Source organism: Nostoc sp. DSM 114160 (assembly GCF_053470305.1).
In genome coordinates, this window is record NZ_JBPFGO010000001.1 from 3,685,372 (window position 1) to 3,709,022 (window position 23,651).

A 23,651-nucleotide genomic window follows, 5' to 3' on the forward strand; every position below is an offset into this window, starting at 1 on the left:
CAATTGATATGAGTTATGACAGAAGTTCTACTTAAGGAATTGAGTAATAGCGACATCAATTGGATGATCGCTACGGGTCAGAAAAAGGAGATCCCTGCTGGCACTATCCTTGTACAGCAAGGAAAAGCCCTGGATATCCTACACATCATACTAGATGGAACATTCACAATCACTGTGTCACAAGCTACAAACAATCCTCTGGATCGAGCTTTTGCAGCTATGGAGGATAGTGAAACATTAGGACGAGAGATTGGTAGGTTATCAAGCGGTGAGATAGTAGGAGAAATCCCGTTTCTTAATGTTCGCCCAGCTGTTACTACTGTTGAAGCTGCTCAAAAGTCGGTGGTAATATCGATTTCTCGGCAGCAATTGACCGCAAAATTGCAGCAGGATATTGGTTTTGCATCTCGATTTTATCGAGCGATCGCCTGTTCGATTGAAGCAGCTGGGATAGCTGTCTCTATTGCTTTGAATCTCTCAGTACTTTGTATCTTGTGAGACACCAATGACAATTCCTTGAGATGCACTGTATTTGATTTCTATTTTTGAAAACAATACTTAATTTACAACTATTTCAGCCTTAACTGAACCGTATTGGGCTATATAAGGAACACCGCTAATCTTGCGTGTTTGATTGGTATGAAGACGAGTTGCATAAATTAATGCTTCTTCAAATTTTGGTGTTAAGTGTAATGTATTCATAAGAAAATTCAATTCTGGTGGTAAAGCTGAAATTCTTTGGCGACATCAGCGGCAATACTTTGCCTTAGTTCGTAAGGAAAGAGAACTTCACATTTAGGCCGCCATGCACGTAGGCGCATGATAACGTTGTTGTCTCTGTATTTCTCATCTTGATAACGAATAAATACTTGATAATAAGTATCTTCTGGTGAGCGATTGGCCAGAATTTTTAGCAAAGTCTGTTGTTCTGGTTGTTTGATTTTTTGTTTGATTAGTTTTTGTGCTTGTTGGTAAGAAATCTCTTCAAAAGTTTCATGGCGTTCAGTACCCCTAACATAGCGATCGCCAAAATCTCTATCAAAGCGCATCAACATTAATTGTGAAGGCAAGTAGAAATCGAATCCCCAAGCTTTAGACATTTCTAAAGCAATATCATCTGGGCTGGGTAAAGTATGACTTTGATAGTGTTGACGTAAATTTAAAGGTAACTCTGAATTATCCCAACTCAAAGGAATCATCTTTTTAATATGGTCAAGGCGGAAGTTATACCATTGGGTTTGTTTATCAGGGCTTTCACCGTAAGCACATAAATAAACTGCTCTTTGTACATAGTAAATACAGACTGGATAAATAATACAATCAAGCTTATTTCCAACTTTGGCACTTGCGTAAGTTAGCTTAATCGGTGGGACTGGAGTTTTTGCCCAAACCTCTCTTAACTGGTGCTGCCAATCATCAACAGTATCCAAGGTACTACGAGGTACAACATAGTCTACTTTCAAAAAAAAGCGTTGTACCCCGTTAATTTTTTGAAAATTGTTTTGAGCAAACCCCATCAAATCATCGTGCAGAAAATTTAATTGATAAACACTCAGTTTGTTAGATTCAGCTTCATCTTTTGGTGTAACCGGACGTTGTGGGAACTCGCTGACACGGTAATATTTTTCGTTTTTATAAACCAACCAACCCAAGTCTGTTAAAACTTCTAAATCGCCTTGCAAGGAACGACGAGTTACACCAAATAATCTTTGCTTTAATAGTTTGCTAGAATCTGTTATCCCAGTGTGAGCCATCAATGATTCTTGCCATTGGTGAGCAACAACACCTGTTTTTTCGTTAAATAACCACTGCTGGGTTGTTTTAGCACAAGGGCAATCAGGATCGTGCAAGCTGGGAACTTCTTCGCCTTTAGTATGAGTGGAACTAAAAAATGCGTCCCGCCATTCGGCATAAGTAAATGAATCGTCTAAAGCTAAACGTTCTTGACGATCGCCGTAAAGCGATCGCAACCATACCCACAATCGAATCGTCCGCAACAGTTTTTGCTTCAGCGAACCGCGTGCTAACCATTGCAATAATTCAACTTGGGGAGCATCTTGAAACACTAATTCAGACACAGCCAAATCTCGATAAATAACTTTCTTTAAGATACAACTTTTTGGAAGACATCTTTTCCAACGGCGTGTATGATGTACCAAGCAAATTAAGGTAATGGTAATGTCTACTTACAAGATTGAGATTAAAGACAACCTATTACGAGTTAGTTTTGGCGAACCTGCCCAAAATGACCAGATTGTACGGGATGCCGCAGCCCGGTTAGAAGAAATGGCAGCATCAGGTGAATTAGCCGGAGGTCAGTTACTCAAGATTAACGGGCCGATTTCTATACCTGTAGCATTTGTTTTAGCACACAAGCTGGCTCATATATACGGAGCAGTTGCTTTTTACGATCCTAAGTTAGGTAAATATGTGATTTCTATTACACACAATCCTAGTTATAAATTGGGAGACTTAATTGATTGATATTTGATAGGCGAAGCAAAAAGAGGAGTAGATTGGTTTGATAAATCTGCAATAATCATGACTACTTATCATATAGAGTTACAGGGTGACATTCTTAAAGTAGGATTTGGCAATACACAAGCCACAGGCGATCGCATTGTCTGCGATGTAGCAACAAAATTAGATGAAATGATTGCTACAAAAGAGATACCCGGAGGTACTCTCATCAAAATCAACGGACGGATATCTGTATTAGTTAGTCAGGTCTTAGGGGATAAGTTAGGGAAAGTATATGATGCGATCGCCATCTTCGATCCTAAAATTGGAGATAAAGGGCTTGATAGATATGTAGTTACTATTAGCAGACATCCAGACTATCGAGTAGGGGATACTTTAGATGTGGTGCGATCGCAACCACTATCAAACATTAAACTTGTACTCTGTGGCTTTGCTAACACTGGAAAGACTTGCTTTCGGGACGGATTAAAACAAGCACTCTTGCAGATTCCCAATGCACCAGAATCATACTTTATTTCCGGCTGTCCCGATGGCGATGGTTCTTGGTACAGTGAAACAGCCAAGCGCGATCCTGATTTAGCCGCCGAGTTAAAAGCACGATACAAAGCCGGATTTAGCCCAGAGTTTGCCAAACTTAAAGCGCAGGAAGTCAGAGGTATCAATACACCGCTATTCGTTTTTGATGTCGGGGGAAAAATATCAGACGAGAACCGCTTGATTATGAAAGAAGCTACCCATGCGGCGATTTTAGTCAAAGATGAGACGGAAATTGAGCCTTGGGTCAAGTTTTGTGATGAGTTGGAATTGCAAGTTATTGCGATCGTTTTTAGCGACTATGACGGAAACAATGATGTGGTTGAGTCAGAATCACCGATTTTACGCGGTAGCGTTCATAGATTAAAACGAGGTGAGGATATATCGCAGCGTCCAATGGTGCAGGCTTTGGCGCGGTTGTTGGTGGGATTTTATAAAGGGGAGTAATTGCAGGAGTACGTACAGATGGAAAAAGTAGAGATGCAGAATAAAAATTCTATTACAACTGCTATTGCTTGGTGTTTGGCTTGGGGTGATGAACGACAGCCTAAGTATAGCTTGGAAGTGTTGCGGCAAATGCGTGAGGCTTTGAATGATGGGAAAGAAGTACCGGAGGAAGTTCAGACGTTAGTGAAGCAGGCGCAGGAATTACAGAATTTAGAATTTCCAGATACCCTAGAAAAATTAAAGCAATTACCAGAGAAATATCCTCTACTATGGAATTCTCAAATTGGCTTAGTTTATGGTGGTGCAACCAAAATCAAGCAATATGTGTTTGAAGAATCTAAACTTCCAGATATTCGTGGTGCTTCTGGACTTTTAGATAAAATAAATTTGGTTGAGTTACCTGCTTTCTTTAATGTAATTCCAGAGTCACCAAATTATAACTACAATATAGAATGCAGAGAAATAAAAAAATGGCTTAATGAAAATTTTGATAAAAAGCTTAATTTATCAGATGCTTTAATTCCTGAACTGATTATTTATTCAACTGGTGGTAATATCCTTGCTTTTTGTCCAGCAGATTTTGTAGATGATTTAGCTAATGCTATAGAAAAACGTTATACGCAAAGAACTCTGACAGCAAATTCTTGTGCAGTTGGAGAAACTTTTAGAGTTTTAGAAACTAGCTTAGGGTTGCTTAGAGATAATATTGAAAAAACATTTTGGCTTGAAAGATATCAGCAGGAGTATCAAAATAGCATTGTTGAAGCTTATTTCGGAAAAATTGATGATGTATCAAAACTTGAAGAAACATTTATAAAGCATAAAAGTTTTAACGAATTAACCACAAAATTAGCAATTCGTTTTAATCAACGCCGTAGTGGAAATGATAGCGAAAAGCGTCCGACTCGTCGCTATCCGCCAATGTTTGAAACTCATCCTTACCTAAGAAGAGATGAAGGTGAGAAACGTTCTGCTATTGCTCAGATAAATCAACTAACTGGCAAACCTTATCTTTCTGAAAGTGTAATTTATAAACGCAGAATAGGCGATAGAGCAAAAACTGGGATTTCTGAGCCACCCAAATGGTATAAAGATACTGGGCTAGATTGGGATTCTGGAATAATTGAAAGTTGGCTAGATAAATTTGAGGGTTTTTTGCAAAAGAATCCCGAACAATGTCAGAAATATTATGGTACTAAAAACGATGGGACTAAAGAAATTAAAATTGCCCAATCTTTAACTCAATTGGGCAAAGTAAGTAATAACTATGTAGCTTACATATATGCAGATGGTAATAACATGGGTGGTTTTATTCAAAACATCCGCACACCGAAAGAATATCGAGAATTTAGCCAAGATGTTGAAAATGCCACAAAATATGCTGTTTATCAAGCTTTAGCATATAATCTGCATCCGCGTGAAATTAAAGGTATCAGTGAAGCCGAATCAAACATTCAAGATGGAGATTTAATTCATCCATTTGAAATTATCACCATTGGTGGTGATGACATTTTCTTAATAGTACCAGCAGATAAAGCTTTACAGATTGCTAAGATGATAGGTGAGCAATTTGAAAACATACTTTTAAAAAAAGTCAAAATATCAGGTGTAAAAATCAAAGGCAAATATAAAATAGATAATAATCTACTAGGTTCTAAGAAACACCATCGCTTTGCTGAAACGATATCAGAAGAGGAACAATGTAAACTTAGTATGTCTACTGGTGTATTGATTACTGCTTATAATACGCCAATTTATTATGCAGAAAAATTAACAAACCAGTTGATGAAGTCTGCGAAAAAGTATGCTAAAACTCTAAAAGAAAAGGGCTATTATGGTGGGACGATAGATTTTTTTACCATGAAATCAGTCACCATGATTTCATCAAATATCGAAGAATTTCGCAAACAAGCATTAACTATTGATAACAGAGGTGCAAAACTTAAGCTTTACTCTGCACCTTATACAATACCAGAATTAGATAAATTTCTAAAATCTATTCGCGCACTGCAAAAAACTGAATTTCCTAAATCACAACTTTATCAAATTCGTAGTTTTTTAGAGCGAGGTAAGCGAACTGCTAGTTTAAATTATTACTATTTTCGTCATCGACTGAAAAAAGGACAAGACGCATTGAAAGCCGACTTTGAAGATAAATGGTGTCCAGCTAAAACCAACAAAGGTAATATTGCACCTTGGATGTACGACTTAAAAGAAGAAACCTATGAAACTATCTGGCGAGAAATGGTAGATTTATTTGATTTAATTACATTTTCAGAAACCGAATCTCCACAAACATCACATCAGGAGACTACGCGATGATAAAACTTCAAGCTTTATTAGATAATAATAAACCTAATCAAGTTGAAACCTTCACCATTACCGCCATAATTGACTCAGCATTATGTGTAGGTGCGGGAGGTTCTTCTGGTTCCTTAGCAGATAAACCGATTATCAGAAATTCACAACGTAATTTACTAATTCCTGGTTCACAGATAAAAGGCCGTGTACGTCATGAATGTGAAAAACTACTGCGTGGTTTAGGGTGGGAAATTTCTGAATCTCCTAATGCAGGAAAAATGGTTATTCGTAGAGATAATGCACCTTCTACATTTAATCGTGATGAATACAAAATTACCGGATATGAAAATGCATACCACTGTTTAATCAGCCAAATTTTTGGCGATCCAGTTTTATCTTCACGGGTAATTTTTGACGATTTAGTATGTACCGAAGAACCAGAAAATTTACCTGAAGTTTTGCGTCCTGGTGTAACAATTAATCGCCGTCGTCGTGTTGCAGAAGAGCAAAAGCTTTATTTTCTCGAAACTTCACCCGTGAATACAAAACTTCAATTTCAGGGAGAAATTCACATTCAACCTAGCTTAACTCCTGAAAGACCAGATTATGCAAAAGCATTAATTTGGGCAGGTTTACGACAAATTCATGCATTGGGGGGAAGTAAATCAGCAGGTTTAGGATGGTTACATTGGGAGTTACCAAATATTAATGTAAATGCTGAAGTTTGGCAATTTTTAGGAAAAGGACGGATGAAGTGAAGCGTATTGAATTAGAAATTAAAGCCTTATCTCCCTTAGCAATTTCTCGACAAAAACCAGGCGGTTCGGTGAGCGAATGTGAGGATTATATTCCAGGTAGTGTAATTCGTGGAGCGGTTGCAAGTGAAATTTTAAAACAATCAGGTAAGCAGTTTGACAATCTGAGTAAAAATGGTGGTGATTTTCACGCTTTGTTTTTGAGTGATGAACCTACGATTTTTCAAAATGCTTATTCTGCAAATGTAAAAGCTGATAGAGGTAGAATTTTTTCCACAAATAGGATAAAAGAAATAAAATTATTACCTGCTACTGCTTTAAGTTCCAAAACTAAGCCAGGATTTTGCCGCAAGAGAAATGGAAAATGTTCAACTGAATATAAAGGAGTTTTTGATAGTTTGATCGACAGATTTTGTGCTGAATATTATGGTTTACCTTATGATCCTAATTGTCCACAAGATGGAGGAAGAGTTGAACCATATAGCACTTTTTATAGCAAAGTAGATGAGATGTATTACAATTCTTCAGTTAGTAAACGTCTCTTAACAAGAGTTGGTATTAATCGCCGAAGAGCAACATCTGAAGAAGAGATATTATACAGCATTGAAGTCATCAATGAATCTGAAGCTAAAAATCATAATCCTTTATTTTTTAGGTCATATATTTTAGTACCAGATAATTTAGATGATTTATTAGATAAATTACAGAATTTTATCAACACTAATTATAAAAATTTTCGCTTTGGAGGTTCAACTTCACGAGGCTTAGGAAAAGTAGAGATTAATGCTAAATTAGGAAATATTCAACAAAATATCCAAAACAAAATAGAAGTATTTAATGCTAAGTTGTGGGAACGTTGGCAAAAATGGTCAGTTTTTGGTAATCCAATTAAAGAAGTACCTAAACGCACTTACTTTACTTTAGATTTAGAATCAGATGCGATTTTCAATGAGAAATGGCAACGTACTAATATCGTTTCTGAACAGATGTTAAAGCAATTTACAAATATTGAGGATGAATCGTTGAAACTTGAAGTTGCTTACAGTAGTTACGATTATCGCTCAGGTTGGAATGCAGCTTGGGGATTAATGAAAGATGTAGAACTAATAACCAATAAAGGTGCAGTTTATTTATTTAGCACTTTACATCCAGATATTTGGTATAACGCTTTAGCTGATTTAGAGTTAAAAGGTATAGGGGAGCGTACTTGTGAAGGTTTTGGCCAAGTAGAAATTTGTAATAATTTTCATATTGTATTTAGAGAGGAGGCTGCATGACCAATTTTTCAGAGCAACAAAAGCAACTTAAAATTCAGCAAATAATTCGTCAATCTGAAGATGAATTAGTCAAGGCTATTCAATATGCATTAAATGATACAACCTCTTACGATAAATTAGAAGAGTCTCAATTTCGTAATTTAGTTCGTGTTGCAGATACTACTGAAAGCGTAGAAGTAATTAAAAACTTTTTACTCTATCAAGTTGGAAGGGATAAAAAGTGGGGGAGAGGTAAAAATTCTTTAGCACACAAAATTATTAATGATATAGACGACACAATTAAGACCCTAGCTAAAGATATCAGAACCAAGTCTGATGCTGAGGATTTAAACCCTATTTGGATAGAGTTAATTCGCCGTTATTTAGGCTATGGTGCTCGCTATTTGGTTTACAAAAATAAAGGTGAAGTTTAAATTATCAAGGGGGTAGCTATGCCAAATCTTGTAGTTTCTACTGTAGGAACAAGTTTATTAACAAATCAGATTGATGTATACACTGATCCTGAAGAGTATTTTACACATATACAAAGATCAGCAAATGATAAAGAAGAAGAAATAAGTGATAACGCTAAAAAAAGTATTCTCAACTTGAAATATAGGGCAGAGGATAAAATTGATAATGCTAAGAACACTAAAGAAATTAGAGACACTAGTGCCGAACTCAATGGTATTTATGGCTTATACGGGGGTAATCTAGAACAAGGAAAATCAGATATACATTGGCTGATTTCTACAGATACCTATCAAGGTAGAATTACAGCAGAAATTGTTAAAAAATTCTTAAAACACAAAGGAATTAACGCTCACATACAAGTACCTAAACAACTTTCCACATTCAATACTGAAAGGTTTGCTGATGGTATTGATGAATTTTTAGAATGGTGGGATACAATTTTCTTGGCATATAAAGACAGTCATGATATTTATTTTAATCTTGTTGGTGGTTTTAAAGCACTACAAGGTTATGCAAACACCATCGGGATGCTATACGGTGCTGAAATTATCTATATATTTGAGGGGAATTTAGATTTTATTACGATACCTAAATTGCCACTCCAGATTGATTATTCTGTCATAAAGCCTGCCCAATTTGCTCTCATGGCTTCATCTGTAGATATTTGGGTTAAATTATCAGAATTGGAAAATGTGCCAGATAGTTTAATATTTAAAGTTGGAGATGAAGCAAAACTTAATAACTGGGGACGGTTGCTTTGGAATAGAAGTAAAAGAGACTTTTTAACAGGTAATAAGCCAGTGGTTTTCCCTCGTTTAATTTATGGGGAAAATTCTTCTTTTATGAAGGATTACCAACGAGATAATGTCAGTCAACAAAATAAATTTGATTTGCATGAAGTATTAGCTGAAGTTTCAGCTTCTATGATTAAGTTTAATGGAAACACTACTCGTTTTGATCCTAGACTACATTTTACTAGATATGAAGGTGGACAAAAATGCGAAGGAGGAGTAAGAAAGAATGAAATTGATCATTTTTATATTAAAAACACAGGTTGGCGTGTAAGTTGTATTACCAAAAATGGCAATTTATATTTACGTCACTATGGAGAGCATGATTATGTCAACGATAACCCATAATTATATGATGTTTGACACATTCAAAAATCGCTTAGAAATCACAGGTACACTCACCACAATTACAGCATTACGCATCAGCACAGGTCGTTCTAGCGAACCAATTGGCTCAGATTTACCTGTAATTAAAGATGCGTTGGGTAATCCATTAATTCCAGGTTCTAGCTTTAAAGGTGCAATGCGATCGCGCCTCGAAAGTTTCCTCAGAGGTATAAATCCAGATTTAGCTGCAAATCCAGCAATAGAGAGTGAATGGTCAATCACAAACGAACGCCTGAATGGAAAAAATGGTATTAAAAAACGAGTAGAACAAGAACTTGAGCAATATTCACCGGAAGAACGGAGTGCAAAAAGGGATCAGTTACTTACAGAGAAAATTATTAACGAAACTGATCTCACATCTCTTGTATTTGGTTCACCCTGGATTGCTAGCAAATTCCAAGTCAGAGATTTAACTGTAGTGCGTGATACCTGGTTTGGACAATACCAAGAAAGAGACGGTGTAGCTATTGATAGAGACACCGAAACCGCCGCAGATGGGAAACTATATGATTTCCAAGTAGTTCCAGCAGCGACACAGTTTGAGTTTAAGGCTGTAGTCGAGAATGCAGAACCTTGGGAATTGGGTTTATTGATGATTGGGTTACACCAGTTTGAAACCGAACAAATACCTCTGGGTGGAGGGCGATCGCGTGGCTTGGGTGTCGTTAAACTAGATATTGACACGATGACATGGATTGATGTTGATAACAACCCAGAAAAGTTGTTGAAATACTTGCAAACATTAGTCAATGAAGATACTAGCGATACATCAATTTATGAAGATGGTAAGCAGTTTAAGAATACTTGGACGCAGGATTTGATAAATCATTTGAGTGACAAGTTAGCTCAAAATTCCACCCAATCAATTGCTTCAGGAGGGTAACTATGGCTTTCAGCAGTTTCAAAACTATCGGGGAAGTTCTCAAAGCATTTCAAGTAACTTATACCGAAGCTAATTTTGTCAGCGAACTTGCTTTTACTATTCCTGACTATTTCCGCGAAGATTTAGAACTGATGATGCGGGATGCTGTTGTTGATAATTCCGAGTTTGCTATTTGTGAAAATCTCATTTATCCCGTACTGAAAGAAATCTGGAAGACTTACCGTAGTAAGTTTATTTTATGGAGTCATCAATCCTTAAATTATGACGAAAAACTATCAGGTTTTCCTGAATATATTTTGGCTAAACGTTCTCCATTAGGAAAAGTTGTCTTTGATCAACCATACTTTATATTAGTAGAAGCAAAGCAAGATAACTTTGAAACTGGTTGGGCGCAATGTTTAGCCGAAATGATTGCTGCTCAAAGACTGAATGGAGAATATCAAATAGTGATTTATGGTATTGTTTCCAATGGTGCAACATGGCAATTTGGTAAATTAGGAGGTGATATTTTTACTAGAAATATCACTCCTTATACCATTTATGAACTAAATAAACTTTTTGCTGCTGTTAATTTTGTATTTCAACAATGTGAAGTGCAGCTAAATAATTTAGTTGCTGCCTAATCTGCAATATTTACTCAACAGAATATACTTATGCACAAAAAATTTGTTAACCATTGTACCATTGATGTTACCCTAATTCCTGACGGGCCGATTCTGATTAAACCGGGTAAGGAAGGAGCTGATCCGACTAAGCCAGATATGGAATTTGTGGAAACATATCATGCTGGTGGGCGTTCTATCTATTTACCTGGAAGTAGTTTAAAAGGTGCAATCCGTGCCCATGCAGAAAGGATTGTAAGGACTGTAGGTGATGACAAACCAAACTCCAAGAAATTACCTTGGGCTAACGATCCTTTAAGTGATAAATATGATTATCTTGATAAAAAATCAGCATCAGATATTTACAAACTCTCTAGTTTTACTGACCAAATATTTGGTAATACTTCTATCGCCAGCAGATTAAGAATAGAAGATGCTTATCCAGATAAGTCTCAGCCTCTCAAAATTGAAGAACGTAATGGTGTCGCAATTGATAGAGTATTTGGATCTACTGTTCCAGGTGCATTGTTCAATTATCAAGTTTGCACTGCTGGCGAATTTCATACCAAGATTCATTTGAAAAACTTCACTCTTTCCCAGTTGGGTTTAATTGGTTTAGTATTACGAGATTTAGATGATGGTTGGTTCGGTTTAGGTTTTGCAAAATCTCGCGGTTTGGGTACTGTACAGGTTAAATTAAACTCAGCCGTTGTGCAATATCCTGGTTGTGTTTTGTCGGAAGATAAACGACAAATTCACGCTATTGGAAGTCAAAAACAATGGTCTAATACTTTTCTTTTAGGTGCTGGAGAGTTTTTAGAACCAGAAGATGCACAATTATATGGTTTCTCTAAACCAGATTATCAAGATACTCCTGTTGCTGCACAAGAGATGGATTTAGGTTTTGGTGTGCAACTTACTTGGCGCGATGGTACGGTTACAGATTTATTTGAACGTGCTGTTAGGTCTTGGAGTAGTTTATTAGGGGTGTCAAAATGACGGCTTTTGTTGGTGTGAAACAAGAACTTTTATCAGTTGAAGAATTGCTGGTATTAATTAACAAATTCGCAATTGAACCTAGTTACTACTTCTTCCGGTGGAGTCACAAAGTTAGCGATAATTGGACACAAGAACCCACAAAAGATGACTTCCCAATGTTGGAAGGTCAAATGTTTAATCAAAATTGTGAATTGAGGTGGAAGTATAAGCGCAAAGATAGTTATGAAGTTCTACTTTTGAGTGTTGCGGGTGAATACTCTGATTTTAAACCAGTGGGTGAAATTTGGGAAACTCAAGACAGAAATGCTCATTTACATTCTCCCACAGAAACACGTTTTCCTAAAGGATTTCCTGCTCAAGAATTAAATATCGCCCAACGCTATTTTATCGATAAACAAACCACTACAGTTCATTTTGTCGCTTTGACAATTAAACAATAATTATGACTGCAAATCGTCCATCAAGACCTCAACCACCTAGTAAACCTAACCGTCCTAGTGGTGGGGGTTCATCACCAGAACTTCCGCCAAAACCTTATGAATTCGTTTCCTTTCCGCAAGACCGCCCTAATTTACAGCGTCCGGCTGGACATTACAAATATTTGAGCGATCGCCTACATGGTACATTATTCCTCACCCTAAAAGTGCAGACATCTCTTCACGTCTCTACTGGAGTAGTGGTTATGGGTAGCGACATTGGTAACAACCGCATTTCCTTAATTAAAACGATGGTACAAGGTGTTGACCAAAAGCTGTCAATTCAAGGCAGTTCCCTTAAAGGTTGCATCCGGTCTGTATATGAGGCAATTACTAATAGTACTTTAGCAGTAATTACTAATAGATATAGAGATAAAATTCCGCAAGAACGCTTACCTTGTCGCAACAAAGAACAACTTTGTCCTGCGAGTAGAGTTTTTGGTGCATTAGATTGGCAAGGGTTGATAGATTTTAACGATGCAAAGTGTGAAAGTATCGACTTTTCTACAGGGTTTATGCCTTCTTTATATCGTCCCCGCCCAGATGAAAGTAGTGCATACTTTGTTCGAGGTAAAGTTGCAGGACGTAAGTTTTATTACAACACTATTAGAGCAATTGATAAAGGACAAAATGCTGGGATACCTGTACAACAAGCTGGCAGAGAATATATTTTTACCACTCAATTACATTTTAAAAATTTGACAGATGAAGAATTAGGAACTTTATTAATTGTCTTAGGACAAGATGCTAAATATCCTATGGCTTTAAAAGTGGGCGGTGGTAAACCCATAGGTATGGGAACAATGACGGTCAAAATTGACAAAATCCATCAGCCACAAAACCTCAAACAGCGTTATTCTTCCTATAATCTCAATCAATCTGATGAGTTGATTGGGGAAAAATTACAACAATTCATCCAAAAAAATATTCAAGCAGCACATTCACGGCTGATTCAAAAACAGCAACTAGAAGAACTCGCTGCTATTTTGCGCTATCCAACCGACCGCGAACCACCGTCTGGAATGTACTAATCATGACAATAGCTGAATTCTCCTCAGAATCTCTAACAGATGCACAGTGGGAAATTGCCCATGCGATCGCATTCGATAGAACATAGTCCATTGCAATAACTTAAGTAGAAGTTATGTATTAATTAAATTTTTATGAAAAGATGCACGTTATTAGTCATAAAATTTTAAAAGAATATGGAAAAACACATGCAGATTGTCAAGAAGCTCTTAATAACTGGTATAAAATTGCTAGTAAAGCTAAATGGTCAAATTTAGTCGAAGTACAACAAGTTTTTCTGAAAGCTGAAGCTGTTAGTAATTTTACAGTTTTCAATATCAAAGGTAATAAATACAGATTAATTGTTGATATAAATTATCAAAGGCAATTAATTTATATTAAATATATTCTCACTCATGCTGAATATGATAAGGAGGAATGGAAAAATGACCCTTACTTCCAAAACTAACAAGTATAAAAATTTACTAAAAACTTATACTAATAAAGTTATTAATAGTGAAACTGAAAATGAAGAAGCTTTAGCAATCATACAAGATTTAATGCACCAGGAACTTACTCCTGAAGAAAATGAATTATTTAACTTACTGATTACTTTGATTGAAAATTTTGAACGAGAATATTATCAAATTGATGAGCAGATTAATCCTAAATCAATGATTGAGTTTCTTTTAGAACAATCTGAGAAAAGCAGAGAAGATTTAGAGGTAGTTTTAGGATCAAAAATTTTGATGGAGGAGATTTTAAATGGACAGCACAAAATTACTCCAGAACAAGCGCAAAAGCTAGGAGATTTTTTTCATGTTGAATCTAGTTTATTCACTAAAAATGTTTTGCTATTCCAACAACCACAAACTCCCGATAATGTATTAAATATGCCCATAACTGAATCTACTTTGGAATCTCTCACAGATCCACAGTGGGAAATTGCCCATGCGATCGCTCAAACCCTAGTCAAAGATAATACAGATGTCAACGAATTGGGAAAAGCAGTTGCTTATCTCCGTTCCTCTGTTCAGCAACCAAATGCAACATCCCGATTTTTCACTTACCTGAAAACCTTAGTCAGTAGTGGTAGACAAATTGGACACAGTGGTAGAACCACAGATTATTACCGCAGCATCGAGAAAGCTTGTAGCGATTATCTTAAAGGTGTGAACGATGCTCATACCATGCTGCAAATTTTAGGCTGGGTATCTCGCCTGATGCGTTACTACAGAGATGCTGGTGTTCCAATAGGGGAAATTGCTCCTCCCTCAACACCTGTTTTTGAGTCAGCACGTCAAGCGGAAATTGCTAAAATAGCCCAAGCGCAAGACTTTCAAGTTGGGCAAATTATCGAAGCTAAAGTTACCAAAATCAATGGTAACAAAGTCACCTATGAAATTTTGGGGACGATTAAGTTAACCGAGAAGGAACCAAAAAAAGCCACTTCTCTCCAAGAAGGACAAACTGTGCAAGTAAAAATCGTGTCTCTTAAGGATGATGGAAGTATTAAAAGTGTGAAATTTATTGATTAATGATGAATTCTTACCACTAATTTATTAGGTCTAATAGTATATAAAGTAAGGCTATCTTAGCCAGCAATCTTTGTAGGAACAAAACATGAATTCACAAATAACCACATACTTGGGTGAATCGCCCCCTGTTATAAGCTCAAGCTCAACTGAATCAACTCTTCAACTAGCAAACAGTAGGACTGAATCAACTTTTCAACCAGCATACAGCACGAAGTATTTTATAAATAGGCAATTATTACACATGGCAACCGAAGTAGAGTATACAGACGAGTTTGAGCAGTGGTGGCTTACACTTGATGCAGCAGAGCAAGTCTCTGTGGATGCTGTAGTCAAGTTACTTCAAGAACATGGCCCAAATCTTCGCTCTCGCTATAGCTCAGATATCAAGGGTTCTCGTCATGGAAATATGCGGGAACTTCGGATACAACATAAGGGAGAACCATACCGAATATTGTATTGCTTCGATCCCCGTAGGATCGCCGTACTCCTTTTAGGAGGTAACAAAAAAGGTAACGATCGCTGGTATGAAGAGAATGTCCCAAAAGCTGATAGACTCTACGACGAATTGCTAAAAGAGCTTGAGGATGAAAAATTGATATGAAGACAAAGCCTTTTAGTGAATTGCGAAAACAAATGTCACCTGAGCAAAGGGCAAAAAGCGAAATCCGCGCTAAACTTATGTCACTTCATATTACCCTAATGGAACTACAAGAATCATTGGGCGTGACACAGGATGATTTGGAAAAAAAACTCAGTGATGTCGAGTCTACTATTTTGGAGTTAGAGAACCAAGAAGACATTCAAATTTCCACTCTCTCGCGCTATATTAAAGCTCTTGGTGGGAATCTAAAAATAGTAGCTAATTTCCCCCAAGAGGAAATTGTTCTTGCTCAATTTGAGTAAAAACTAGTTCTTTTTGAAAAACAAAAGCATTAAATAATAGCTTGACTTATCAAAAATGTCAAGCTATTATTTTTATGACTAGAGAAAAAGTGTTTTCCCCGTAAGGGGATTGAAACACTCCTCTAGTATGGTGATTGAACAGTTGTTTCAGTTTTCACCACTTCCCCGCAAGGGGACTAAAAGTTACAAAACACATTGTTATGAGGTAAATGCTGGTTACAAAGCAGTTACCTTTTTTTGATATATTGAAGCGATCGCACGCATCTTCAACCGCCAAGACATCCTCCTGCGCGCACCTACAGGGTCAGGGAAAACAGAAACAGCGATCGCACCTTTTCTTTTCGCCAAACATCTCAACCTTGACTTCCCCAACAAACTTATCTACGTTGTCCCCCTGCGAACCCTGGCTAACAGCCTACGCCAACGTGCCGAAACTTTAGCAGGACTTACGCAACTGTCACGGACAATCAATTGATTAATTAAATAGCTTTTGACTAACAACTTATGAATGAAGATTATTTGCCCCTGGCGTATCTTAACGCTTGGGAATATTGCCCACGCAGATTTTATTTAGAATATGTCTTGGGTGAGATGGAAGATAACGAACACATCATTTTGGGTCGTCACATCCACCGCAACATCAATGAAGAAACCACGTTTCAAGAGGGTGAAACACTAATTCATCAACAGCAATGGGTCTGGAGCGATCGCCTCAAGGTTGCTGGAATCATCGATGCCGTAGAAGAATGCAACGAGCAACTTGTGCCTGTGGAATACAAAAAAGCTAAGATGGCACAGCATCTTAACGACCACTTTCAACTTTGTGCAGCCGCTTTATGTTTAGAAGAACGCACTGGACGCAGTATTACTTACGGTGATATTTTCTATCATGCTAACCGCAGAAGGCAGACAGTAGCATTTACACCACAACTAAGACAAATGACCGAGCAAGCGATCGCTCTTGCTCAACTTGCGGCTAATAGAGCGATGCCATCCCCAATTGACCATCCTAAAAAATGTCATTCATGCAGCTTACAAGGAATTTGTCTACCTGTTGAAGTTAAGCAATTACAAAATCTACAAACTGCTGAAACTGATGATTGAATCAGTGCTACTCCATTAACAACTTTTATTCACTACTAATTACACACCTTTGATATGTCAGTTCTGTACGTTACTCAAGCTGATGCTGTTTTGAGCAAGAATTATGAAGCTTTTAATGTGACTTTAAAGCAGGAAGATGGTTCTTGGAAAAAACAAAGTATTCCTGCACAAACTGTAGAGCAAGTTGTGCTTATGGGCAATCCTCAAGTTACAGGAGATGCGCTTGTTTATGCCTTAGAATTAGGAATGCCGGTTCTACTACCTTTCTCACTTTGGTAAATGGTTCGGCACTTCCTGGCTATTCACGTAATGGACAATTGCGGTTAGCGCAGTATCAACTGTATAACGATCCTGTACGGCGTTTAGAATTAGTCAAAGCGATCGTGGCGGCTAAAATTCACAATCAGTATCAAGTTCTATACCGTCATAACGAGCGAGATAATCCTCTTAAAGAACGTAAAAGCCAGGTCAAGAGCCAGAAAACTATCGATCGAGTAAGGGGTATCGAAGGTTTAGCCGCACGGGAATATTTTGCTTGTTGGCCGCGTATGGTTGGAAAGCAATGGACTTTTAATGGCAGAAATCGCCGTCCCCCTACCGACCCAGTGAATTCTTTGCTGAGTTTTGCTTATGGTTTGCTGCGCGTTCAAGTAACAGCTGCGGTTCATGTAGCTGGTTTAGATCCATATATAGGATATCTACATGAAGTACATCACGGTCAGCCTTCGATGGTACTCGATTTGATGGAAGAGTTTCGTGCTTTGATAGCTGATAATGTGGTATTGACCGTTTTGCATAAACGCGAAATTCAGCCACAAGATTTCTCTGAAAGCTTGGGTGCGTATCGCTTAAAGGAAGATGCCCGTAAATCCTTCTTGCAAGCATTTGAGCGAAAAATGAACGATGAGTTCAAACATCCTGTTTTTGAGTACAGATGTACCTATCGCTGAGCTATAGAACTGCAAGCTCGATTACTAAGTCGGCATTTGCAAGAAGGGATTCCTTATAAAGCTCTAGCTCTACGATGACTACACTATTCTATTTGATTATTTACGATCTACCAGATAATAAAGCAGCGAATAAGCGTCGTACTCCTTTACACAAAATGTTGTCAGGCTATGGTAAATGGACACAGTACAGCGTATTCGAGTGCTTCTTAACAACGGTTCAATTTGCTACACTACAAACAAAAATAGAAAAACTCATCAAATCAGAAGAAGATGCTGTACGTATATATGTGCTTGATGCAGGTGCAGTCAAAAAAACTATCACATACGGTTCGGAAATTCCTCGACAAGAGCAAACAATAGTCTTATGATGAATTTACAAACTTGATGTTTGACAAGTCGAAGCGGGGTCAAAAACCCTGGAGACTCGTCAAAATCGCCAGAACCTTGACAAAATAATAGTTATAGCGTTTCATGAAATGGGAGAGTTGCAAATAATTTGCAATAAGGACGGCTGAAAATGACCTATTTTTTCGATCCGTCAAATCACTCCCCAGGAAGCTTGCTCTGGTTAAGTTTCAGCACCGAGCTGTTTCCAAACCTCATTACCCCTCACGGGGATAGTGTCTTAAAACCATAAATAATGCTTATGACCTCCGGTGCGGCGGAAGTTTCCAAACCTCATTACCCCTCACGGGGATAGTGTCTTGTCACTTCAGGCGATCGCTTTTTATTTAAGACTAAGTTTCCAAACCTCATTACCCCTCACGGGGATAGTGTCTTGCGTATATATTATTTTGTGGTTTTTAAGTATAGTTTCCAAACCTCATTACCCCTCACGGGGATAGTGTCATGTTGCAGTTACAGGTTCTTTTTATCAGGCGACTCAACGTTTCCAAACCTCATTACCCCTCACGGGGATAGTGTCCTTGCGTATCGCCCTACCAAACAACCAGCGCTCCACTGTTTCCAAACCTCATTACCCCTCACGGGGATAGTGTCTCACCCGAAATAATACTAGAACCTATGCACTGTACAAAATAACTATCCTCTTAAACCCTTTCCCCTTTTTCCCCCGCCCCTTATCCCCAGAGAAAACCCTACCTTCCCCCTTGCCGCCAATCGGATGGGAGCCATCGGTTATTGAACAGCCCACAGTTTCCGCAACAGCACCACAACCTACTCCACAACAGGAAATCCAACAAGCCACTCCAAGGGCGATCGCATCGACACCGAGCGCAGCTTGCAGCCCGGAGCGTGGTGTGGCGCTGTCGAGAAAACGGGTTGATCCATGTCCCCGCAGGTAGGGAACCATGCTGGGATAATGCATCATTTCCACCGATCAGGTGAGAACGGATTGCAGTCGTGATGTGAGAAATTGATCGATATAGTTTGCAATCGCATCCCCATCTTCTTCCAAAGCAAAGTGTCCCGTATCGAGTAAATGGAACTCCAGGTTTTTTAAGTCACGCTGGTAGGGATAAGCACCGTCAGCAGGAAAGATGTAATCGTTCTTGCCCCAAACAATCAGAGTTGGAGGTTGATATTTACGAAAATACTCTTGCCATTGGGGATAGAGCGGTGGATTCGTACCATAGCTATACAGCAGTGCCAGTTGAATCTCACCGTTGCCAGGGCGATCGAGGAAATGTTGATCGATAGTCCAGGTATCGGGGCTAATCGCTTCTAGATTGCGAACACCATTCGTATATTGCCACTTCGTCGCTTCTAGGGTGACAAGATATTTGAGTTTGTCTGCATTCTCAGGCGATCGCTCTTGCCAGTATGCCTTAATCGGCTCCCAGAATTCGCGTAGACCTTCCTCATAAGCATTGCCATTTTGCACAATCAGAGATTGCACGCGCTCTGGATATTTAGCTGCAATCCGATAGCCAATCGGTGCGCCATAATCCATCACATAAAGACTGTACTTTTTGAGAGCGATCGCGTCAATAAATTTCTCCACAATCTCGGCCAAGCGATCGAACGTGTAATCAAATTCATTTACAGTTGGCATCGAACTGTTGCCGTAGCCAGGGTAATCAGGAGCAACGAGATGGAATTTATCAGCGAGGGCTGGTATGACATTGCGGAACATATGAGAGGAAGTTGGGAAGCCGTGCAATAACAGAATCGTTGGATTATCACGGGAACCCGCTTCACGATAGAAGATATCTAAACCATCAATTGAAACTGTGCGATATGTAGTCATCAGATTACTCCTTGTAAGTGATAAAAGTGACATGATGGCGTTTTCCGACAGGTCGATCTATCTCGCATCCTGACAACCGAAGAGGGGGAAAGGGGAAAGGGCGCAAGAAAGAGTTTTTAAACATGGAAAAGGAAAAAAGATGTATTTCCAGATACGTAGTACGAGGAATACAGCCTCATAGTATCAAGCCCCTAACTTTAGTATGGGGTTCCCTTTACCCTTTAACCTTTACCCTTTTCCCCGCCCGAAGGGCGTTGACGGATCTGCTCCTGAAAGTAGTCCCGCCAGCTTTCGGGTAACGCTTGAAGTTGAGCAGCACGATGCAGTAATTCTGGATTGTGTCGCTCACGAACATAAAGCTGAATGATATTAGCAACAGTAATATTGTTGGTATCTCGACTCATCAACTCTAAAGTGTCTCCGACTACAACTTCGCCCTCTTGCAAAACCCGAAAGTAAAATCCGGTGCGACGACTGGCGAGAAATCGTTTCACCATATCCGCTCGCCCAAAGCGAATCCCTAGTTTGTAGCAAGGTAAGCGCGGTTGAGTCACCATTAGTTCCACACTGCCGATTTTGAAGCGATCGCCAATGTTAATTTCCTCTTCTTTAAATCCTGTAACTGTGAAATTTTCACCAAAGATTCCTGGCGTTAACTCTGTGTCAGGCAATTCACTTCGCCAGTAATCATAATGTTCAAAAGGATAGACATATACGGCTTTGTCAATTCCGCCATGAACGGTGAGATCCGCTTGGCGATCGCCATCTAAATTGAGTTCGCGCACCATCACTCTGGAATTAACTGGCTCTTTAAAAATTCCAGTGCGGACGGGTTTTCCTTTCCAGGGTCACTTCACGCGGCAGCCCGACATTAACAGAGATCAGCTTCATCTTTAACCCCTTTTGGACTTCAAATCTGTGCCATACCGCCATCAACAAACAACTCAATGCCGTTCACAAAGCTGCTATCATCTGAAGCCAGAAAAACAACGGCTTTGGCAATTTCATCGGGTGTGCCGACTCGTCCCAGTGGGATGGTGCTGGCTTGGCTGTCCACAAATTCTTGCAACTGCTGGTCATTGAGTCCCAAACGATCGTAACCAGGAGTCGGAACCACACCAGGGCTAATGGCATTCACTCGGATCTTGCGTTCTCTGAGGTCGAGTATCCAATTCCGAGCAAACGATCTCACGGCGGCTTTGGAGGCACTGTAAACACTGAAAGCTGGCGTACCTTTTATAGAAGTAATCGAAGCATTCAGGATAATAGAAGCGCCCTCTGGCAACAGTGGCAGTGCCTTTTGTACGGTGAACAGCAAACCTTTGACGTTTACGTTGAATGTTTTGTCAAAATGTTCCTCAGCGATCGCTCCAAGTGGGGCAATTTGTCCACCGCCAGCATTAGCGAAGATAATATCGAGGTGTCCAAGCTCAAGCTTAATGGTGGCAAACAGGCGATCGAGGTCTGCCAGATTAGAAACATCGCTCTGCACAGCCGTAACATTTTTACCAATGGCTTCTACAGCAGCATCCAGTTCGGCTTGGCGACGACCCGTAATGTAAACATAGGCTCCTTCAGCAACAAACTGTTTGGCAGTGGCAAGACCGATACCACTGTTGCCACCCGTGACAAGGGCGATTTTTCCTTCTAGTTTTTTCATTATGCCGATCCTTTGATTGTTGGGTTTAAAGCAGTCAGTTGCTTATGGAGAGCGGAGTCAGGAGGAAGAATGGTCAACTTAATCTTTAAGGGATATCTCCAGGTACACCCAGAGTTTCGTCGCCAATTTCGCTAGAGACGCGTATGAATAATGCTAAGTCAGCTTCCTCATTCTCGTTTAGCGTCCCTGTTGCTTCAACTAGGTGAGCAAAGGCACTGGGCGAAGCAACAACTAACCCGCGAGCTGGTCGATCGCTGAGTGCAGCAACGACATGGGGTGTACCCATCGGAATGAAGGCACTTTCACCTGGGCCTAGCACAACCTTATTCTTACCAACCCAGACAGTGAACTCTCCTTCGAGTACATAAAGTTGTTCGGAATAACGTGTGTGGCGATGGGGTGGAGTCTGTGTGCCAGGAGGGAAATAACCTTCAATCAGATCGTATTTACCATCGGTCGTAGTGTGGTCGGCGACGATGGTGAGGCGAGAACCAAAAAGCCAGAAAGATTGTATCATAAAATAGATCCTTCTAATGAATGTTCAAGCTTACGACTCAGATAAAGCAGGCGTTCATGCCGTCAATGCCAGTACGTCATGGAAACCGAGTGCTAAAGCGAAGTGTCAGATAAACTCTTGAAAAGGGAGATTTCCGAACTCCTAAATAGATGAGTGTGTCAGATTTTAAACATTAAGCTTGTTAAGAACACTTTGCGAAGTACGCTCCATTTTAATTAAATCTGCTGCCTTCCCAGCAATCATCATAGTGGGTGCGTTTGTATTTCCCGTGGCGATCGTGGGCATGATGGACAAAAGGCTGGCAGGCTTACGACCGGCAATTCGTTCATCAACAGCATGAAGCTCACTGTTACTGCCAGGTCAAGCGAGCAGGCGCAACGATTCATTCCAGAGCCGATCGGCATTGTCTGGGTTTAGGGCGTAGGGGGCAACTCCGCTCATATAGCCGTTCCCGTTGGTGACGAGAGTGGCTTCATTGCAGTCCTCGAAATAGCGTCCGCCAACGCCCTTTAGTAGCCCAGAGGTTGCCAACAGAACGGAAGTTGCCGCACCCTGCGCTATTGTCTTCTGCCGCTCAGGTGGGGTTCTAAGACCGCCCGTATGACGCTGGAGGTTGGTTGCGATCGCCCCAGGCATCAGGGCATTAGCGGTAATGCCATCCTTGAACCAGCGCGCAGTAGCACCCACTGCAAAGAGGATGCTTGCGGTCTTGGACTGTCCATACGCCAACCACGGATCGTAAGGACGGAACATGAAGTGAATATCATCGAACACAATGGGCGACATCAGGTGCCCGCTAGAACTAACCAACACGATACGGGCGGCACCCTCAGCAGCGAGAGCGTCGTGTAGTCCGAGCGTTAGAGCAAAGTGTCCGAGATAGTTAGTGGCAAATTGCATCTCCCAGCCTTCGGGTGTGCGCTGTTTGGGCAGTGCCATTACCCCTGCATTATTAACGAGGATGTGTAGCGGCTCACGCCAGGCAGCAATGAACTTGGCAATTGAGTTGCGATCGCTTAAATCAAGCAAAGCAACATAAATATTCCGGTTCCCAGTAGTAGCCATAATGTCAGCCGCGACTTGCGCTCCAGCATTGGTATTACGCACAGCTAGTGTGACGATCGCTCCAGTTTGAGCCAGTGCCCGCGCCGTTTCTGCGCCGATGCCTGATGCGGCTCCCGTGACGATCGCCCGCTTGCCGGAAAGATCAATTCCTTCTACGACCTCGGCGGCAGTGGAATGTCGTCCAAATGGTGTTGTAATCAGAGCCATTGTGTATCCCTTTACAGAGGTCGAGTGTTCTGTTTGCCTAACATCGACCGATAAACGCTCAACAGGTATGATAATCTGAAATTTATCAAAGACGATCGCTCGTT

At 39.8% G+C, this 23,651-nt stretch carries 31 protein-coding genes and 1 CRISPR repeat array; of the genes, 22 read left to right on the forward strand and 9 right to left on the reverse strand.

Features of this window, described 5'->3' with window-relative positions; all coding sequences use genetic code 11:
- Positions 1 to 15: 15 nt before the first annotated feature.
- Positions 16 to 498, forward strand: a complete 483-nt coding sequence (locus NSTCB13_RS16150) for a cyclic nucleotide-binding domain-containing protein (protein ID WP_448272975.1) — start codon at positions 16 to 18, stop codon at positions 496 to 498.
- Positions 499 to 558: 60 nt separating this feature from the next.
- Here the strand turns inward: NSTCB13_RS16150 and NSTCB13_RS16155 are convergent, their stop codons facing one another.
- Both NSTCB13_RS16155 and NSTCB13_RS16160 read right to left on the reverse strand, forming a co-directional pair.
- A complete protein-coding gene (locus NSTCB13_RS16155; protein WP_445627677.1) occupies positions 559 to 702 on the reverse strand; it encodes a hypothetical protein in 144 nt (47 codons plus the stop codon).
- A gap of 8 nt (positions 703 to 710) precedes the next feature.
- Complete coding sequence (locus tag NSTCB13_RS16160; RefSeq protein WP_448272976.1) at positions 711 to 2,078, reverse strand: TIGR03985 family CRISPR-associated protein; 1,368 nt, start codon at positions 2,076 to 2,078, stop codon at positions 711 to 713.
- Between the two features lie 100 nt (positions 2,079 to 2,178).
- Here NSTCB13_RS16160 and NSTCB13_RS16165 point away from each other — a divergent pair, with 100 nt between their 5' ends.
- The 16 genes from NSTCB13_RS16165 to NSTCB13_RS16240 all read left to right on the forward strand — a co-directional run bounded on the left by NSTCB13_RS16165 (position 2,179) and on the right by NSTCB13_RS16240 (position 15,835).
- The gene (locus NSTCB13_RS16165) at positions 2,179 to 2,484 is read left to right on the forward strand and encodes a CRISPR-associated protein Csx3 (protein ID WP_445627675.1); all 306 of its coding nucleotides are present in this window, start codon (positions 2,179 to 2,181) and stop codon (positions 2,482 to 2,484) included.
- A 57-nt stretch (positions 2,485 to 2,541) separates the two neighbouring features.
- Positions 2,542 to 3,462, forward strand: coding sequence for a CRISPR-associated protein Csx3 (locus tag NSTCB13_RS16170; RefSeq protein ID WP_448272977.1), 921 nt, complete (start codon positions 2,542 to 2,544; stop codon positions 3,460 to 3,462).
- A gap of 18 nt (positions 3,463 to 3,480) precedes the next feature.
- Positions 3,481 to 5,784, forward strand: a complete 2,304-nt coding sequence (gene cas10, locus NSTCB13_RS16175; RefSeq protein WP_448272978.1) for a type III-B CRISPR-associated protein Cas10/Cmr2 — start codon at positions 3,481 to 3,483, stop codon at positions 5,782 to 5,784.
- Positions 5,781 to 6,521, forward strand: a complete 741-nt coding sequence (locus NSTCB13_RS16180; protein WP_448272979.1) for an RAMP superfamily CRISPR-associated protein — start codon at positions 5,781 to 5,783, stop codon at positions 6,519 to 6,521. The genes cas10 and NSTCB13_RS16180 overlap by 4 nt, the downstream gene beginning before the upstream one ends.
- Positions 6,518 to 7,795 carry a type III-D CRISPR-associated RAMP protein Csx10 gene (csx10, locus tag NSTCB13_RS16185; RefSeq protein ID WP_448272980.1) on the forward strand — a complete coding sequence of 426 codons (1,278 nt, stop codon included), beginning with the start codon at positions 6,518 to 6,520 and terminating at the stop codon, positions 7,793 to 7,795. Before NSTCB13_RS16180 ends, csx10 begins: the two co-directional genes overlap by 4 nt.
- Positions 7,792 to 8,208, forward strand: coding sequence for a hypothetical protein (locus NSTCB13_RS16190; RefSeq protein WP_448272981.1), 417 nt, complete (start codon positions 7,792 to 7,794; stop codon positions 8,206 to 8,208). The genes csx10 and NSTCB13_RS16190 overlap by 4 nt, the downstream gene beginning before the upstream one ends.
- 18 nt (positions 8,209 to 8,226) lie before the next feature.
- Positions 8,227 to 9,387 (forward strand): putative CRISPR-associated protein, encoded by a 1,161-nt coding sequence (locus tag NSTCB13_RS16195; RefSeq protein WP_448272982.1) that lies wholly within the window; start codon positions 8,227 to 8,229, stop codon positions 9,385 to 9,387.
- 7 nt (positions 9,388 to 9,394) lie between these two features.
- Positions 9,395 to 10,309: a type III CRISPR-associated RAMP protein Csx7 gene (csx7, locus tag NSTCB13_RS16200; protein ID WP_448273218.1), complete on the forward strand. Its 915-nt coding sequence runs from the start codon at positions 9,395 to 9,397 to the stop codon at positions 10,307 to 10,309.
- A gap of 2 nt (positions 10,310 to 10,311) precedes the next feature.
- Complete coding sequence (locus NSTCB13_RS16205) at positions 10,312 to 10,932, forward strand: hypothetical protein (protein WP_448272984.1); 621 nt, start codon at positions 10,312 to 10,314, stop codon at positions 10,930 to 10,932.
- A 30-nt stretch (positions 10,933 to 10,962) separates the two neighbouring features.
- The gene (locus NSTCB13_RS16210) at positions 10,963 to 11,910 is read left to right on the forward strand and encodes an RAMP superfamily CRISPR-associated protein (protein WP_448272985.1); all 948 of its coding nucleotides are present in this window, start codon (positions 10,963 to 10,965) and stop codon (positions 11,908 to 11,910) included.
- Positions 11,907 to 12,350, forward strand: coding sequence for a hypothetical protein (locus NSTCB13_RS16215; RefSeq protein ID WP_448272987.1), 444 nt, complete (start codon positions 11,907 to 11,909; stop codon positions 12,348 to 12,350). The genes NSTCB13_RS16210 and NSTCB13_RS16215 overlap by 4 nt, the downstream gene beginning before the upstream one ends.
- A gap of 2 nt (positions 12,351 to 12,352) precedes the next feature.
- On the forward strand, positions 12,353 to 13,417 hold the full coding sequence (locus NSTCB13_RS16220; protein ID WP_448272988.1) for an RAMP superfamily CRISPR-associated protein: 1,065 nt from the start codon (positions 12,353 to 12,355) through the stop codon (positions 13,415 to 13,417).
- 140 nt (positions 13,418 to 13,557) lie between these two features.
- Positions 13,558 to 13,863, forward strand: a complete 306-nt coding sequence (locus NSTCB13_RS16225; protein WP_448272989.1) for a type II toxin-antitoxin system HigB family toxin — start codon at positions 13,558 to 13,560, stop codon at positions 13,861 to 13,863.
- Positions 13,841 to 14,932: a hypothetical protein gene (locus tag NSTCB13_RS16230; protein WP_448272990.1), complete on the forward strand. Its 1,092-nt coding sequence runs from the start codon at positions 13,841 to 13,843 to the stop codon at positions 14,930 to 14,932. Before NSTCB13_RS16225 ends, NSTCB13_RS16230 begins: the two co-directional genes overlap by 23 nt.
- A gap of 241 nt (positions 14,933 to 15,173) precedes the next feature.
- A complete protein-coding gene (locus NSTCB13_RS16235; RefSeq protein WP_445627663.1) occupies positions 15,174 to 15,533 on the forward strand; it encodes a type II toxin-antitoxin system RelE/ParE family toxin in 360 nt (119 codons plus the stop codon).
- A gap of 32 nt (positions 15,534 to 15,565) precedes the next feature.
- Positions 15,566 to 15,835 (forward strand): transcriptional regulator, encoded by a 270-nt coding sequence (locus NSTCB13_RS16240; RefSeq protein ID WP_448272991.1) that lies wholly within the window; start codon positions 15,566 to 15,568, stop codon positions 15,833 to 15,835.
- Positions 15,836 to 16,051: 216 nt separating this feature from the next.
- On the opposite strand, the gene NSTCB13_RS16245 is transcribed toward NSTCB13_RS16240, so the two are convergent.
- A complete protein-coding gene (locus NSTCB13_RS16245) occupies positions 16,052 to 16,183 on the reverse strand; it encodes a hypothetical protein (RefSeq protein WP_445627661.1) in 132 nt (43 codons plus the stop codon).
- Between NSTCB13_RS16245 and NSTCB13_RS16250 the strand changes: the two genes are divergently transcribed.
- The 5 genes from NSTCB13_RS16250 to cas2 all read left to right on the forward strand — a co-directional run bounded on the left by NSTCB13_RS16250 (position 16,122) and on the right by cas2 (position 18,257).
- Positions 16,122 to 16,310, forward strand: a complete 189-nt coding sequence (locus NSTCB13_RS16250; protein WP_445632179.1) for a DEAD/DEAH box helicase — start codon at positions 16,122 to 16,124, stop codon at positions 16,308 to 16,310. The genes NSTCB13_RS16245 and NSTCB13_RS16250 overlap by 62 nt on opposite strands.
- A gap of 29 nt (positions 16,311 to 16,339) precedes the next feature.
- Positions 16,340 to 16,939 (forward strand): CRISPR-associated protein Cas4, encoded by a 600-nt coding sequence (gene cas4 / locus NSTCB13_RS16255; protein WP_448272993.1) that lies wholly within the window; start codon positions 16,340 to 16,342, stop codon positions 16,937 to 16,939.
- 54 nt (positions 16,940 to 16,993) lie between these two features.
- Positions 16,994 to 17,218 carry a CRISPR-associated endonuclease Cas1 gene (locus NSTCB13_RS16260; protein ID WP_448272994.1) on the forward strand — a complete coding sequence of 75 codons (225 nt, stop codon included), beginning with the start codon at positions 16,994 to 16,996 and terminating at the stop codon, positions 17,216 to 17,218.
- On the forward strand, positions 17,212 to 17,889 hold the full coding sequence (cas1, locus tag NSTCB13_RS16265; protein WP_448272996.1) for a CRISPR-associated endonuclease Cas1: 678 nt from the start codon (positions 17,212 to 17,214) through the stop codon (positions 17,887 to 17,889). Before NSTCB13_RS16260 ends, cas1 begins: the two co-directional genes overlap by 7 nt.
- 74 nt (positions 17,890 to 17,963) lie before the next feature.
- Complete coding sequence (cas2, locus tag NSTCB13_RS16270) at positions 17,964 to 18,257, forward strand: CRISPR-associated endonuclease Cas2 (RefSeq protein WP_448272997.1); 294 nt, start codon at positions 17,964 to 17,966, stop codon at positions 18,255 to 18,257.
- A gap of 220 nt (positions 18,258 to 18,477) precedes the next feature.
- Positions 18,478 to 18,888: a CRISPR direct-repeat array (repeat unit 37 nt; unit sequence GTTTCCAAACCTCATTACCCCTCACGGGGATAGTGTC).
- 22 nt (positions 18,889 to 18,910) lie between these two features.
- Here cas2 and NSTCB13_RS16275 read toward each other — a convergent pair.
- From NSTCB13_RS16275 to NSTCB13_RS16300, 6 genes are all read right to left on the reverse strand, one after another.
- A complete protein-coding gene (locus NSTCB13_RS16275) occupies positions 18,911 to 19,219 on the reverse strand; it encodes a hypothetical protein (RefSeq protein WP_448272998.1) in 309 nt (102 codons plus the stop codon).
- A gap of 9 nt (positions 19,220 to 19,228) precedes the next feature.
- Positions 19,229 to 20,098 (reverse strand): alpha/beta fold hydrolase, encoded by an 870-nt coding sequence (locus NSTCB13_RS16280; protein WP_448272999.1) that lies wholly within the window; start codon positions 20,096 to 20,098, stop codon positions 19,229 to 19,231.
- A gap of 221 nt (positions 20,099 to 20,319) precedes the next feature.
- Positions 20,320 to 20,886, reverse strand: coding sequence for an MOSC domain-containing protein (locus NSTCB13_RS16285; protein WP_448273000.1), 567 nt, complete (start codon positions 20,884 to 20,886; stop codon positions 20,320 to 20,322).
- Between the two features lie 122 nt (positions 20,887 to 21,008).
- Positions 21,009 to 21,758 (reverse strand): glucose 1-dehydrogenase, encoded by a 750-nt coding sequence (locus NSTCB13_RS16290; RefSeq protein ID WP_448273001.1) that lies wholly within the window; start codon positions 21,756 to 21,758, stop codon positions 21,009 to 21,011.
- An 85-nt stretch (positions 21,759 to 21,843) separates the two neighbouring features.
- A complete protein-coding gene (locus tag NSTCB13_RS16295; RefSeq protein WP_445627653.1) occupies positions 21,844 to 22,275 on the reverse strand; it encodes a cupin domain-containing protein in 432 nt (143 codons plus the stop codon).
- 360 nt (positions 22,276 to 22,635) lie between these two features.
- Positions 22,636 to 23,547, reverse strand: a complete 912-nt coding sequence (locus NSTCB13_RS16300) for an SDR family NAD(P)-dependent oxidoreductase (protein ID WP_448273002.1) — start codon at positions 23,545 to 23,547, stop codon at positions 22,636 to 22,638.
- Positions 23,548 to 23,651 lie beyond the last annotated feature (104 nt).